Origin of the sequence: Burkholderia sp. PAMC 26561, assembly GCF_001557535.2 — a bacterium.
In the GTDB taxonomy this organism is placed as follows: Bacteria; Pseudomonadota; Gammaproteobacteria; order Burkholderiales; family Burkholderiaceae; genus Caballeronia.
On sequence record NZ_CP014309.1, the window covers coordinates 238,042 to 252,419 of the forward strand.

15 protein-coding genes are annotated in these 14,378 nt (G+C 55.0%); 5 read left to right on the forward strand and 10 right to left on the reverse strand.

Features of this window, described 5'->3' with window-relative positions:
- Window positions 1-49: 49 nt before the first annotated feature.
- On the reverse strand, window positions 50-1,639 hold the full coding sequence (locus tag AXG89_RS27875; protein ID WP_162916131.1) for a hybrid sensor histidine kinase/response regulator: 1,590 nt from the start codon (window positions 1,637-1,639) through the stop codon (window positions 50-52).
- 252 nt (window positions 1,640-1,891) lie between these two features.
- Window positions 1,892-2,395, reverse strand: coding sequence for a hypothetical protein (locus tag AXG89_RS27880; protein WP_162916130.1), 504 nt, complete (start codon window positions 2,393-2,395; stop codon window positions 1,892-1,894).
- Window positions 2,396-3,142: 747 nt separating this feature from the next.
- Here AXG89_RS27880 and AXG89_RS27885 point away from each other — a divergent pair.
- From AXG89_RS27885 to AXG89_RS43505, 3 genes are read left to right on the forward strand one after another with little or no spacing between them, the layout of a single operon-like run.
- A complete protein-coding gene (locus AXG89_RS27885; protein ID WP_062173727.1) occupies window positions 3,143-3,520 on the forward strand; it encodes a hypothetical protein in 378 nt (125 codons plus the stop codon).
- Window positions 3,513-4,172 (forward strand): phage integrase family protein, encoded by a 660-nt coding sequence (locus tag AXG89_RS43500; RefSeq protein WP_236873506.1) that lies wholly within the window; start codon window positions 3,513-3,515, stop codon window positions 4,170-4,172. The genes AXG89_RS27885 and AXG89_RS43500 overlap by 8 nt, the downstream gene beginning before the upstream one ends.
- Before the next feature lie 20 nt (window positions 4,173-4,192).
- Window positions 4,193-5,407 carry a tyrosine-type recombinase/integrase gene (locus tag AXG89_RS43505; protein ID WP_236873505.1) on the forward strand — a complete coding sequence of 405 codons (1,215 nt, stop codon included), beginning with the start codon at window positions 4,193-4,195 and terminating at the stop codon, window positions 5,405-5,407.
- Between the two features lie 398 nt (window positions 5,408-5,805).
- On the opposite strand, the gene AXG89_RS44930 is transcribed toward AXG89_RS43505, so the two are convergent.
- Complete coding sequence (locus AXG89_RS44930) at window positions 5,806-6,075, reverse strand: DUF3471 domain-containing protein (RefSeq protein ID WP_442861761.1); 270 nt, start codon at window positions 6,073-6,075, stop codon at window positions 5,806-5,808.
- Between AXG89_RS44930 and AXG89_RS43510 the strand changes: the two genes are divergently transcribed.
- Window positions 5,983-6,264 (forward strand): hypothetical protein, encoded by a 282-nt coding sequence (locus tag AXG89_RS43510; RefSeq protein ID WP_062173725.1) that lies wholly within the window; start codon window positions 5,983-5,985, stop codon window positions 6,262-6,264. The genes AXG89_RS44930 and AXG89_RS43510 overlap by 93 nt on opposite strands.
- A gap of 289 nt (window positions 6,265-6,553) precedes the next feature.
- On the opposite strand, the gene AXG89_RS43515 is transcribed toward AXG89_RS43510, so the two are convergent.
- From AXG89_RS43515 to tnpA, 6 genes are all read right to left on the reverse strand, one after another.
- Window positions 6,554-7,261 (reverse strand): serine hydrolase domain-containing protein, encoded by a 708-nt coding sequence (locus tag AXG89_RS43515; protein WP_062173724.1) that lies wholly within the window; start codon window positions 7,259-7,261, stop codon window positions 6,554-6,556.
- A gap of 296 nt (window positions 7,262-7,557) precedes the next feature.
- Window positions 7,558-8,589 (reverse strand): serine hydrolase domain-containing protein, encoded by a 1,032-nt coding sequence (locus AXG89_RS27905; RefSeq protein ID WP_069638470.1) that lies wholly within the window; start codon window positions 8,587-8,589, stop codon window positions 7,558-7,560.
- 116 nt (window positions 8,590-8,705) lie between these two features.
- Window positions 8,706-9,119: a GNAT family N-acetyltransferase gene (locus AXG89_RS27910; protein ID WP_236873504.1), complete on the reverse strand. Its 414-nt coding sequence runs from the start codon at window positions 9,117-9,119 to the stop codon at window positions 8,706-8,708.
- 655 nt (window positions 9,120-9,774) lie between these two features.
- The gene (gene tnpC / locus AXG89_RS27915; protein ID WP_062173720.1) at window positions 9,775-11,319 is read right to left on the reverse strand and encodes an IS66 family transposase; all 1,545 of its coding nucleotides are present in this window, start codon (window positions 11,317-11,319) and stop codon (window positions 9,775-9,777) included.
- A 39-nt stretch (window positions 11,320-11,358) separates the two neighbouring features.
- Entirely contained in the window at window positions 11,359-11,703 is a 345-nt protein-coding gene (gene tnpB, locus AXG89_RS27920) for an IS66 family insertion sequence element accessory protein TnpB (protein ID WP_062173719.1), read from the reverse strand.
- Entirely contained in the window at window positions 11,700-12,107 is a 408-nt protein-coding gene (gene tnpA, locus AXG89_RS44935) for an IS66-like element accessory protein TnpA (protein ID WP_119024704.1), read from the reverse strand. Before tnpA ends, tnpB begins: the two co-directional genes overlap by 4 nt.
- Before the next feature lie 153 nt (window positions 12,108-12,260).
- On the opposite strand from tnpA, the gene AXG89_RS27930 reads away from it, so the two are divergent.
- The gene (locus AXG89_RS27930) at window positions 12,261-12,647 is read left to right on the forward strand and encodes a hypothetical protein (protein WP_162916129.1); all 387 of its coding nucleotides are present in this window, start codon (window positions 12,261-12,263) and stop codon (window positions 12,645-12,647) included.
- Between the two features lie 1,129 nt (window positions 12,648-13,776).
- Here the strand turns inward: AXG89_RS27930 and AXG89_RS27935 are convergent.
- Window positions 13,777-14,283, reverse strand: coding sequence for a GNAT family N-acetyltransferase (locus tag AXG89_RS27935; protein WP_062173715.1), 507 nt, complete (start codon window positions 14,281-14,283; stop codon window positions 13,777-13,779).
- Window positions 14,284-14,378: the final 95 nt, after the last annotated feature.

Below are 14,378 nucleotides of genomic sequence, written 5' to 3' on the forward strand. Positions count from 1 at the left end.
GCCGTTTTGCAACGCATTTTGGTTTTAACGGTCGCCTCGCGGTACACGTTCATCCCGTGGAAGGGCGGCCCTTTGCTTGCGACAACGCTGCAAGCGATTCATCGAGCGCTTTCAAGTCAACCGGTTTAGTAAAGTGGGCATCAAAGCCGGCTCGAAATGCTCTTTCCCGATCCATTTCGCTCGCATAGCCAGTCACTGCGACAAACGCGGTACGGGACATCGAATTCAATCCGATGAGTTGCTTAACAAGCTCATAGCCGTCTGTGTCAGGCAGCCCAATATCGCTGATGACCACATCAGGCTGGTTCTCAATCATCATTGCCAAGGCGTCTTGCGCCCGATAGGCGATTCTGACGGAATGCCCAGATAGCTTGTAATAAAGGCCGAGAGCGTCTGCTGTATCAATGTTGTCTTCGACGATAACAATGTCCAGCGGCGATAGCGGACCGCCTAGTTGTGGGGTCGAAGGGCATATTGGCGCGTTTGCTGCCACGAGCGTGAGGATAAAGTCGCTACCTTGGTCACGGCCACCACTTTCTGCGCGAAGCGATCCGCCATGCCATTCAGCAAGTCGCCGTGAAAGCGCAAGACCTAATCCCATGCCACCTTTTGCGCGATCAAGCGGTTGCTTACTCTGGCCGAAGACTTCGAAAATCTCATCCATCTCTTCGGCGATAATCCCAACACCTGAGTCCCGAACACGAACTTCTACTCTCTCACCGGTCCTCTGGACAGCAAGGTCGATTTTTCCGCCTTTTGGCGTGTATTTCGCGGCGTTGTTCAACAAATTGGAAATGAGTAAGGGGCACTGCGTCCAGTCTGCGGCCACCCAGAGGTCGTCAGCGATCGAGCATGTGAATTGATGTTGCCCGTCGAGAATAAAGCTGTGACTCATCTCGACCGCCTGGTCGACCAACCTTTTAACCGAAATTGGCTCGAGTTTAAGCTCGACGGCGCCAAACGACACAAGTGAGGCCGAGAGCATGTGATCGACGATTTCGCTCATGTACCTGACCTGGCGATCAATGAGCGTTCTGGCCCACACACGTTGCTCAAGCGAAGCATGAATTTGTTGAAGTACCGTAACCGCAGTCAAGATCGGCGCCAACGGTGCTCTCAACTCATGGGCGAGCATAGCGAGGAACTGATCTCGATTAAGTTGCGCGTGGTCAGCGTGATCTCGAAGAATGCGGATTTCACGCTGTGCTTGGATGGCCTGTAGATGTTTGACTACTTGGTGCGCGAACTTGCGCAGAGTCTTGATATCGCGCTCTTTGATCGGCCGAGCTCGTGTATCCGTCACGCATAGCGTACCGAGGGGCAGCCCTCCAGGTAGCCGCAAGACTATACCTACGTAGAAGCGCACCTGACGCTCGTCGGTTACATTGGGGTGGCCGAGAAAATCTGGGTGAATTGACGCGTCCGAGATTGTGAGCACGTCTTCAGACTCAATCGCAATCGCGCATAGGCACTCGCTGTTTGGTCGTTTTTCGCGCAACGCGCCCCAAGCAGCTTTACACCACGTATGTGCGTCGTCGATAAAATTGATTAGCGCTACAGGGGCCCGCAGCGCGGACGCGGCAAGTTCGGCAAGCGCGTCGAAGTGATCTTCCGCGGGGCCGCTAAGGATTCCGAGCAACCTAAGCTGCGAGAGCCGACCTGTGTCGGAAACTACGTTGGCAGTCGGCATGGGGATGCGGCATGTGGAAGTGAATCTTTAGCCCAGCAACGGGCATTCCCAAGGGTCCGCAAAACGATGTGCACCCGGCTTGATCGTCTGATAAGTAGCGTAAATAACAGGTGGCGTGATTTCGAACCGCTTCGCCATGCGTACACGGCTTCGATGCCGAATGTAAGTGCAGTGCCGGGTTAATCGCATTCGGAGCGCTGATCATTTTCCGCTTTGTACGAGTTTTTCTAGTCGAGCGGTGGCCTTTAATAAAACTTCTAACCGTATCTCGCGTAACTGGCGATCGTGCTCATTCACAATAATCGTGAGATCTTCCAAAGCCTTGGCGGTAAGAACAAAATTTTGGTGAGGGGTTGGACTTCCTAGAATCTGATAGAGCGCTACCTCAGCGTCATCGGTTATCTGTTCCTTGATTAGCGAGAATCCATCTTCGCCTAAAAAGCTTGTAAGCAGGGTCACTTCCAATAAACACTGCATCGCTGCCAAATCCGCTTGCCCTTGAAGGGTTCGTTCAAGTGCAAGTCGAAACCGCAGCGAGAGCCTGTCTGCCGAGACGTGGTCGAGCGGCAAATGCAGCTTTTTGTTATTTCTCTCAAGGTGGGGAAAAACCTTCGCATGAACCGATCTCTTTTTCTCGAGCATTAGATAATTTATAAAAAGGATATCGATAGTTGGAAGACTACTCTTATAAATATTTTGCTTCAACCGCTCTGCGCTTTCAGCGTGTTTTTAGTTCGACGCATTTGGAAGTTTCACTGCTGCGACCGCTTGCTCGGGAAAGTGCCACTTCTTATGGGCCACATTGTGTTAGCACTTTTCGCTGGAAAATCCTACCATACGACCATCTGTCGGATGCGTTCCTAAACAAGCCGTGCAACGCTTTCTACAAGCTTGCGATGTAAGACCCGACGGCTTCAGTAAAATTTGAGTTTTTTATTATCGTTCTAGTTTTATCTCAGCGGCCCAGTTTAAAAAATATTGTGCATAGGCTGTTTTTATCGCTGACATCGAGATAAAGAAAAGCGATTAAATGAAACGGTAAATTTCGATAACTTTTAATGTTTAGGATTAAATATGGGAGTTCATTACGATCTTTTTATAATCGAATTATTGTCGATATAGTAATTGAACCGTAGAATATCTAAGTGTTGCCTTGATATTAAATAGTAATATCAAGCAATCTATTAAGATAACCAAGCCTTCTAACTTGTATTTCGGGATTGCATTTCGGGCGCCAAAATAGGGTATTTTCCGCTCACGCCACTTCGCAAGTTCAGATTTTCAAGATCCAGCCGCCGCCCGAAGGCCCGCCCAGTCACGCCATGCCGCTCAATCCGGAGACCGCACGCATCGTCCTGCGGATGAACGACGCGATTTCCGCTTTCCGGGCAGGGGAGGTGTCTGGCCTGCCCGCACTCGATTCGGCAAGTCGGCTGATGGGCGCCCCGGCCGATGACGCGGTGGCAAGCGCTGCCACGCGGCAGGGGCGAGCGGAGTCGTATCCCGCAACGCCCCGATCGGGTTGAACTCGCGATCCTCACCGCGCTCGCTGACATCTATGGCTCTCAGATCCTGAGCAATGCGTCGCTCGGCTATGCGTTACGCCTGGTCGCGCGCCATGGGGGCGTCGAACTGGTTCAGCGCGTGTTATGGGGCGAGTCAGCCGCTGACCTGCAGCTCGCGACAATGTTGGGGGCCGTGCGGGTGTCGTTCGAAGAGGTGGTGATCGCCTTTAGCGATGAGCTTCTCGCGCAAGCTCATGACGTGCTGGCGGGATTTAGACCGCGGCCACCGGGCGGACCTAAATCAGGGCAGGGCGATCGTGGCTGAAAATCTCATGCTCACCTACGGCTACACCGCAAAGGATCTCGCAGCGGTGCGCGCGTACGTGCAGCGCGTCGCGCCCTCAATCATCGCGCGGACCTACTACGACAGCGATGAGGATAGTTTTGCGGCCACTCCCTCGGCGATGGACCGGCACCTTCGCGCCATGCTCGATGGTCCCGTCGACGTGGCGATCGAGCATGGATCGCCGGCGCTCGCGGAACACCTGCGCTCGTCGATCAGGAAGCACGGCGAGCCGAAGCTCACTGCGGTGACGTTCCGGATGGTGACGGAAGCCGCGTCGCCGGCAGCGAGCCACGCTATCGGCCGCTGGTTCCGACCGCGCATTGCGTCGCGCTTGAAGGTGGAGGGAATCGCGACGGTGGGTGAACTGGTCGCGTTCTGCAACCGGCGCGGCGGAAGTTGGTGGCGTTCGGTCCCGCGCATCGGCGCCGGGCGCGCGGCCGTCGTCATTGCCTGGCTGCGCCGGCACGAAATGCAACTCCGAATACGCGTGGACGCTGACGTTGACACGCGCGATCCGCTGGTCGCCGATGGAGTTGTCCAGGTGGGCCGGCCGAACCGGTTCCGATCAATGGCGTTGGGGAAGGGCAGTCGGAAGAATCTCAAAAGAGGTCGGCGGATTGGCTCACCCTAGCGCCGCTCGAGCGTTTGGCGGTGCCCAACGCATTGTCCGGTGCCGCCGGTGAAAACCGTTCAATTGCCTTCTGTTATATCCAAGCCCGTCACGACCTTGAGGTAGTGCGTGCCTATCTGAACAAGTATCGCGATCAGCCGAAAACGTTGCGGGCTTACACCAAGGAAGTCGAGCGGTTCCTGCTGTGGTCAGTGGTCGCGCGGGGCAAGGCGTTGAGTTCACTGGTGGTCGACGGCTGCGAGGCGTACGAGGATTTCCTGAAAAATCCGGATCCGCGCTTTGTCGGCGAACGGTTCAGTCGCAACTCGCCGCGCTGGCGGCCATTCGCTTCCGAAAATCTGTCGCCCGAGTCGCAGCGGTATGCGGTGCGCGCACTCCTTGCCGCGTTCACCTGGCTCGTGAATGTCCGCTATCTTGCGGGTAATCCGTGGAAGGCGGTCAACGATTCAAAGATCGTGCAACGCGAGACGGCCATGCATATCCATCGTGCGCTCCCGGCTGACCTGTGGCGGCGTCTGCGCAACGAGCTCGATAAACGCTCCGATGTGGACGACGATATCAAGCGCGCCAGGCAGTGGCGCGTCGTGCGCGCAGCGCTCTTGTTGATGGGCGACTCTGGCCTGCGCCGGGAGGAAGCTGCGGATGCGCAGCGCGGCAAACTTCGAGTGTCCGTAAACGGCTCACTCGAACGCCCGGTGTGGGAACTAACGGTGATCGGTAAGCGAAACAAGGAGCGGACGGTGCCAGTCAGCATTGCGACGCTCGAGGCGCTGAAAGCGCATTGGTCGGATCGGGGGCGCGATTTCATGGCGCCAACGGATCTCCTCAACTCATCCGCACCGTTGTTGTCGCCGGTCGCGATCCCCCGCACGCCTGCGTCACATGTCAAACATCATCAGCGCAGCAGCGAGGGCGAGAAGGGTTATTCGGCGGACGGCATTAACCGCTCGATCTCGCGCATGTTGACGATCATTGTCGAGACCATGGATGATCTGAGCCTGGACGAACGCGTGATCCTGGGGGCGGTCAACGCGCACGCGATGCGGCAAACCTTTGGCACCCAGTCGGTGGCCGACGAAGTGCCGGTTGATGTCGTGCAGAAGGTCTTGGGTCACGCATCGCTGCAAACGACGTCGATCTACGTGCAGGCCGAAAAGAAGCGGGTGCTCGAGGAGGTAGCTGGGTACTATGCGCGACGTGCCAACGCTTCGACGTCCGGCGAGCGCGGCAACTGAGCGTGACGACCTGGCCTCGCGGCGCATGATCGTGAATTCCCATCGATATCGCACCCGCTTCGAATGTCCCACATCGACCCACTTGAGACAGTGGAAGTGCTCGGCAACGGTCATTCGTGAAACAAAACGAGAACGCAGGCTTCCTGTGTGGAAGATGTTGATTTTCTAGCCGTCGTAATGCCCTCCGATAGCCCATCCACACCCCAAGGTTGATGGCTATCGTATATGGCTCGCCGAGCGCAACGCGGACATTCGACCGCGATGTCAATCGTCGCAGCCTACGTGGGATCTGATAAGTATCGCGGAAGAACGGCGGGCGCGGCGCTTGCCGTAGTTGCGCCACCGAAAACGTTCAAGAGGTTTTATCGCGACTGCGGAGCCGCACATTGTATAGAGGCTCAGTGTGAAGACTCGGCCGCTCTTCTAAACAATATGTCTGATCCATCTATAAACGTTTCTAACCGGTCAAGTCGCCCATCAGGACCTGTCAGAAAGTTGACCGACCAGCGTCCCACAATCGGGTCAAACCTCGAATCGAAGCGATCATAGTGGAAATGCATGAGTGGAAGTCGCCAATGTCGAAAGCGAAACTGAAGCTCATCGCCATCCAGCTCAATGACGATGTCTCCGTAGGCATCGTGCTGAAACCGACCAACATAGTCGCCCAGCTGATGCGACGTATGAGTGGCATTGACTCGCCCCTCATTCGCGGACTCGATCGTTTGTTCAATCCTCATCGATTCCGCACCTATGGCTTCGGAAAGCCGATCCGCCCATGGCGATGTTGGCAAATCAAGAAGCTGCTCGAACACGCCGTAGCTGATCGCCTGCTCCAACCCACGACAATGGTCACCTAGTACTAGAACGCAAACGCCTACCTTGTGCCGTGGAAGATACGATACCTCGGAGCAGTAGCCTTCTTTGGCACCAGAATGGCTAACCATCAGATGACCATGAAACCCAACCAAATACCTCCCTAGACCTTCCGTCGCTCCGGACAGCGCCCAAGACGTTCGATGGTTTAAGGATCGAAATTTATGGGCAAATGCCGGCTGTAACGTGGCGTCAAGTACCGCCTCAGGAATTATTGAGTTTCCTTCAAACTGACCTCCATTCATTATTGCGCTCAGCCAATGCGACATCTCTTCAATGTTGGAGATTAGCCCCCCGCAGGCGAAGCTGTCGAATAAGTCGTGCGTAACCCGTAGCAGGCGCCCGGACGTCTGGTCCTTTGCATAAGGAATGGCGAAATTTGAACTTCCCAGCATTTCGTTGTAAGAAAAAGTCGAGGCGTGCATGGAGCGGCTCTAGCAACTTCTTGCGAACAAAATCGGAATATTCCATGCCGCTTAGAAGCTCAATTACGTAACCAACCGCTTCATATAGGATGTTGTTGTAGTTGAAGATTGTTCTCATCGGGGCAATCGCTTTTAAGTATCTAACTTTCTCAAAAAGCGCTTTTGAAGACAGCCCGGACCTGTGCCGAATCATATCGGCTGCTTCAAGTCCAGTGCGATGCGAAAGCATGTCGCGAAGAGTAACGGCCGCGTCGAGCTCCCTACTACTGAACCGCAACTGTGGAACAAAGTCACGGATAGGATCGTCGTAAGTCAGCTGACCCTGTTCCACCAAAAGTCCAGCAGCGATGGATGTAAAAAGCTTCGTGTTGGATGCAATTGGTACAAGCGTACTCCGTGTCATCGGAAGATGAGACTCGCAGTCGCGAAGACCGTACTCAGTGGAAAATACCAAGCGATCGTCGCGGACAATTCCTACTGCAACGCCCACCGCTTCAAAATCAGCCGAAACACGCTGGACATATTGTTCAATGTTGGAGAACAGATCTTCTTTCATATTGCCTTTACGCGTTATGGGCTGAAATTCCGCGACTTTTTGCAAAATCGCTTTGCCTATCGTGCTCTTTGGCGCCCGTCGGCTTTTTGTGACAGGCTCTGCCGCCGAAGGTCCGCTTCTGTCCGAACTTAGGCACGTGTCACCGGCGAAACGACCTGCCACCATACATCAGCCTTCAGCGCTGGTGACCGCACGTGGCGCCAGGCTCTCTTGGCGCCGACTCCAAGACAGCATGAGTTAAAATTAGCTTCTTAACCAGCAATCCACCAATTCGCTTTCTGAAAACCGATCTCGCGTCACAATTTTTGCGTGCCGAGCAACGCTCCAAGCACTTTTTCAATCGCTTGAATCAAAGCAGGCCGGAACATCCGGTCTGTTATAAAACCTGATATGGAGATACCCGGGTCAGGCGCGTAATAGACGGCGGTCCCCCAGAAACCAAGGTGGGAGAATACTTCGTGACCGTCTATAGCGCCAGCAGAAACTCCTCCCCGGTAACCTTCGGAACCCTCGTGAGGACCAGCCCGAAGCATCTCGCACAAAGCTCGCGGCGATTCGAATATGCCACCTTCAAACAGGTTTTGCATAAACGTTGCCAGATCACGTGCAGACATCATCAAGCCGCCCCCGCCGTACAAGTCCATCGTGGCGTGGAGTTGGGTGACATCAATCCCATCCATAAATTGCCGCGCAGCTCGGTTGGCTTTCAATGGCCGGGCCTCAACCATTTCCCACCATGTCGAGTCCATATGACGGTCGTGGAAGCCCATCTCGCGTCGAACAACTTGAGCAAGCGGTTCTCCCGTAACTTGCTCAATAATGTCGCCCAGAAGAATGTAGCCGGTATCCGAGTATAGGTACTGAGCGCCCGCTTTACCTTGCGGGGGTGGCCTCGCGACAGCAAGGCGGACCTGCTCTTCACGCGTCCACTGGTGCTCAGGATTTGCAAGGACGGTCTTGATGTAATCATCGTCGGCATGGTCGCAAAGCCCAGCGCTGTGATTTAAAAGATGAAAGACTGTGATCGATTCTGTATCGTAACCTCGAGTGGTCAATAGGGTATTCAAGAGCGGCGTACATAACGAATGAATGGGCGCATCGAGTTCGATCCTCTTTTGCTCCCATAGTCGATATACAGTGGCCGCAACAAGTGTCTTGGTGTTGCTGGCAATTCGGAAGGGCGTGTCGCAGGTTAAAGGCTCTGCGAGACCTAGGTCTGCCCAGCCCGACGCTGCGCCCCACGGCCGAGCAACGGCCTTTCCCGTAACGAAAAATGCAGTATCCGCCCCGGTTGCCGCGAAAACCGACGCTATTTTTTCAGGACTCAATGCCGCTCCCGTTCGGTATGTTAATTCGCGGTGGTCTTTTCGTACAGCGACCAGACATAGCCACCGGGACCGGGTTCTTGCCACAGTCCTACCCGGATAAAACCAAGCGACTCATACTAGGCGCATAGCTTTTCGTTGTGAGCCGGACAGTCGAGCCGGACATAGCGCCGGTTCAAGCCCCGCACGTTGCTGGCGCAGCAGTCAAGCATGAACCCGCCGAGTCCACGCCCGTGGAAGCCTTTGCGCACACCCAGCCCGTGCACATAAGCTGCGATCGGCTTCTGCGGCCCCCAGCGCTGATCATCGTCCAGATCGAGCGAAAACGTGCCTGCCGGAGTGCCGTCCAGCTCAACGATGTACACTTCTTTTTGAGCGACGGTGCTTCGCATCCATTGCTCGGAAACACCGTCTCCTTCCTTGCCCCACGCGTAGTCTCGGTGCGCTATCTTCCATGTGTGTGCATCATTGCGGATCTGTGTTAGCACCGAGACATCTTCTGCCGTTGCCCGGCGGATGCTCCTCAAGTCCATCGCTCATATCTCCGTTGAACATTCTTTGTGAATGAAATACGAAAGACTGACGCAAATTCGCCTCGGATTGTCACCGATTCGGGTACAGATGTCGAATGACTGCAATTGGCCGGTCTCTGCCTGACGGCGAATGGCGCTACCCGACCCACAAGGGACACTTGCTCATTTCTAAACCGGTCACTCCGATGTCAAATGCGAGATTCGACGCAAGTGCATGTTGCGTTCTTTTAGTTCTAACGGCCTGCACAACACTCTTAATCTCGATACGGTGAGTTCAGGACCCTTATTGTGCTAATCGAGTAATCTCAGCTGAATTTGCTTATAAAACCGAGAAGAAGAGGTGGATTTAGGCAGCATGAAAAGCTGCCCATCTTGTCGGTCGGCAGGATAACCGTCAGAGGCGCAGTGATATCCAAGTGACTCTCAGCATCGTGATTCGCGAATTGCACTACTTTTTACAAAAAATACCGCCGAACTTGTGATTGAACCGGTTAACAGCGCAAAAAAACGTAAAGTTTTTGAGTAACCTGTCGTTATGCAAAACTAGGCAATTCTCCTTGACGATAACCATGAAGACACGACTCATCGTAGCTGCCCTGCTGGTTGTAGGGTAAGCGTCTCGTGAGGGCCCTTCAGATTTTCGTAGACGAGCGGATCAGTTTGATGCCGGTGGGAACGAGGGCAGAAGTCTGGCGATGTTCCAAGGCAGTAGTTCGTCGATGACGTTGATTTTGTGGTCTGCGATGCGGGTCAGCACGTAGTCAAGATAAGCACGTGGATTGATGCCATTGAGCTTGCACGAGCCGAGCAATGAATACATCGCCGCGGCCCGTTCTCCTCCACTGTCGGAGCCGGCGAACATGTAGTTGCGCCTGCCGAGCGCCACACAACGCAATGCATTTTCCGCAAGTACATTGCTGATTTCTGCCTGTCCATCGTCGCAGAACAACGTGAGCGCATCCCAGCGGTTCAAAGAGTAGTTCATCGCTTCGACCAGCGGTGCTTTCGCCCAAAGCGTGGCAAGTTTTTCTCGCATCAACTTTTCGAGAGTCACGAGCAGCGGCTTGCTCTTTTCCTGGCGCACGCGCAATCGTTCATCTGCAGGCTTGCCGCGGATCTGAGCCTCAATACCGTATAGCTCGCCGATCCTGTCAAGCAATTGCGTGGTGGTTTCCGACGGCGTTTTCTCATGGACGTCAAAGACATACCGCCGAGCATGATCCCAACAAGCGGCCGGATGGATTTTCCCATCGAGGTACAGATCAGCATAGCCCGCATACGCGTCCGCCTGAAGGATGCCCTCAAATTTAGCAAGATGAGTTTGTGGGTGGATGCCTTTGCGGTCCGGTGAGTAAGCGAACCAGACGGCGGCCGGTTCTATGGAAGCCGAACGGCGGTCATCGCGAACGTAGACCCAGAGCCGACCCGTGCGGGTTTTCTTGTTGCCCGGCGCGAGCACCGGGATCGGTGTGTCATCCGCGTGGATCTTGGTGGCCGCCATAACATAGGCGCGCAGCGCTTCGGTCAGCGGCCTGCAGAGTTCTTCGCACTGTCCAACCCAGCGCGCTGTGGTGGCGCGATCAAGGCGTACGCCTTCGCGCGCAGCGATCCCCGTTTGGCGATACAAGGGAATGTGGTCGGCGTACTTCGAGACCAGGATGTCAGCGAGCAAGCTCGGATGCGCCATGCTGCGCTCGATCGGCAGCCCCGGCATCGGCGGCTGTTCGATGTGACCGCAACTGGGGCAGGCCATCTTGCGTCGAATCGTGCGGATTACCTTAAACATAGCGGTGACGCGCGCCAACTGCTCGGACACGTCTTCGCCAAGCGCGCGCATGGCGCTGCCGCACTTGGGGCATGTCGGATCGGGTTCGAGCACGCGATCTTCGCGTGGCAGATGGGGTGGCAGAGCTTCCTTGGGCGCCTGCACGGAGATGCCCGAACTTGGAGATCGCGCGCGCGCCCGGCGAACGTCGGCGGCGCCTTGCCCAGTTGCCAGATCCTCTAGCTGTGTCTCGAGTTGATCCAACTGCCGATCCAACTGCTCGGATTTACGGCCGAAGTGCATCCGTTTGAGCTTGTCGATCTGAACCTTCAGGCGTTCAATCTCGCGATCCCGATCGGCAATTGATGCGAGGGCCTCGCTTAGCAAGGCTTGCAGGGTGACAACATCATCGGGGAGATCGGCGTCGCTCGGCATACGCCGCAGTTTACGAGTATCCCGTGCGGTTTACAACCGCTACGCCATCAATAATGCCGCTGTGCGACGAGGCTGGCGCCAATCGATCCCTTCGAGGACCATGGATAGCTGGGCGCTCGTCAAATGGATCTTGCCGCCATCAGCCTGTGGCCAGATGAAACGGCCATTTGTGAGGCGCTTCGCGAGCAGCCAGACCCCGTCATCAGTCGCCCATAGAATCTTGATCAAATCGCCACGGCGCCCACGAAAGATGAACACGTCGCCGCTCAGCGGATTCTCACCGAGCGCTGTCTGCACCTTGGCAGCTAACCCCGGGAATCCAGAGCGCATGTCGGTGATACCTGCTGCAATCCACACTCGCGTACCCGCCGGCAGGCCGATCACGATCTCAGACTCGCCAGCACAGCTCGAAGCGTCTCGACATCAACCGCGCCATCCACTTTGACCATTGCACGGCCAATTCGTACTTCGATCGTGCCGCCCGGTGATGTCGCCTTCGCCTTATCCGGTTCGATCAACGCCTCCGGCGCAACCACGCTCGCTACGTCTGTCACCACGCTCACGGGAATAAGCCCGCTAACCTTGCCCTGCTGTTTAACTCTATGTTCTCGTCGCCATCTGAACAGCAGATTAGCGTTCAACCCGTTCTCACGAGCAAGACTTGAAACCGACACACCGGGCTCACAGGCCGCATCGACCATTCGGCGCCGAAACTCCGGACTATGATTCGGGCAGCCCTTACGACTGCCCGAGTGCGATTTTTCTAATGTCAAAGTAGTTCCCACCATTCAAGTAGTGGGAACCACTTTGGCGTCTCATGGTAGCAAGATCAAGTGCGGCCCTCGCGCGACGCTTACGTTGTAGGCTTACTTTCTGGCTGTTTGGCGACGGTCCCAAACGTTGACTCTCAACGCTCGGTCAGTGTCCAGACGCGGATACAGGTGGCAAATAGTATTCAGCATCCGAAGATTGAAGCCGACGGTGTTTTAGTTAGCCCGTGGATCCGCGCTGCAATGATGTCGGCGTTTGCAATGCGGGCTGAACACCTCGGTCTTCGTATTGATCCGAATGGCGTGCCTGTTACGATCCATATTACGAGCGTACGTTCACGTTCAGATGGTGCGCGGATGGCGTTCAATTTTTTCGATGGTGCCGATTACGTTTCGGGAACCGTCAATGTTGGTGACGCAACTTTCAATGTCGGCGAGAATACATGGCTGTACTGGGCACCAACGGGTTTTCGGAGTATCCGAGAGGTTGCAGAGGCGGTTGGAAAGCAAGTTGCAAACGGTGTCGCGCTCGTTGCCGGTGAGCCAATAGAAGATTAGGTCTTTGCGTCACGCGACCGTTTCATGTCGAAAACGTCTCCGCTTTTTAGCATTCAAATAGTAGCTCGCGATATGCGGCCCCGTTTGGACTTGACAATCCGTACAGTACCTCAAAGCATAACCCGTCGTTACGGCACGCCTCCGCGAACCCCGAATTCGGAGGAAATCGATCTGGTCTCGGTGATGACGAGGAAACTTTCGCTTGACGGAAGCACGTGCTTGCCGTCAAGCAATTGTATTCGTACCCTTCGTCCCCAACAGGTTGTAATATCTGCCCGATGGGAACTTTTGTTTCGCCAGGAAGCTCAAGTCTTACGGATTCTTCTAACTAGTAACAACGATGCTGAAGTACATCGCGCAGCTAGGTTAGCCCCTGACAATTTCTGGTCTCACAAGTAACCGATAGTTGACGATGCTGCACGTCATGCCAAGCGTCCGCAACTGGAAGGCAATGGCCCTTCTCCTCGTTTTCGCTGGGGGTGATGTGAAGGGTTATCGCCTTGTGGCGGTATCGAAGAGCTTCTCCCAGCCGACATCTTCAATATCTAGAAGCATTGCGATAGAGGCACGGACTTCGTTCATACGCCTCTCGACATCCAGGTGCGACGAAAACTCGCGCGCACCCAATTGCATTGTCTGAACCTCAATAACTCCGGATAAATCGTCAGGACCAAGTTCTAAGAATGCCTTTCCGCCTGACCATCGGGAGCGGACCCAACGGACTGCCTCGATGCTGATAAGGGTGGCCGAACTCGTGCATCAACAATCCATCTTTCGGTTTTCATTGATCGAGGAGTGCCAGAGAAGACACATACTTCCCTCGATAAAAGACCCAGCAAGCCCAACACGCCATAGAGGGCTGCGGCGATTGTTGTGCCAGTGCCGGACAAGATTTGATGCCGTCGTAACTCAGCAATAAGCAAAAACCCCAGCAGAAACAGGCAAACCTTCGACATCATCGTTCCTGTTGTGCGTTCCACAGTAACCAACTTCTATTCCATCTCTCGTATGAGTTATCAAGGGCTGGTATTTTCAGCAAGCGTTTAGTTGCAGTCAGATTGTCGACGATCCTCATCGTACAGTCGAGCGACCGCTCGTGGCCGAACCCAGTCTAGCGCGACGCGGCAAGCTAGACCACTTGTTTGCACATATGCTCCTCGTCATAGAAACGATCTCCGACCTTCATGGCGCGAGGCTCTAAGCCAAACGACTGAAAGCCGTGCGACGTATAAAGCCTCTTTGCGGGCAGATTCTCCGCATTGACAGAAAGCATCAGTTGGACAGCGTCCCACTGTTCGGCCGCGTGCGCTGTCGCTGCCGACAAAAGCGTTTGTGCGATTTTTCGTCCACGGTATGACGGGTTGACAAACACGCCCCAGATTGTCGCTTTGTGATTCACCTGACGCAGCGGTTCACGACGCACGCCCGTGATACCGATCAGCACCTTGCTCTCAAACGCTCCGAACACCGCCTGTGTCGGCGTCGAACGAATGCGAGCGGCAACCTCCTCAATCGAACGTGCTAGTTCCTCCTCGCGGGTAGGCCATATGGCGGTGGGGGCGTTATCGACGGCAAGAAGACGCAATGCTTTGAATTGCTCTGCATCGTCGGAATCTAATAGGCGGACAGTGACCATACGATATGAGATGAACCAAAGAGCGCTCACCGTACTCGATATCAACCACGCCGCGCAAGTTTAGACGGTCAGGCGTGTCGCCATCCCGCATAAGT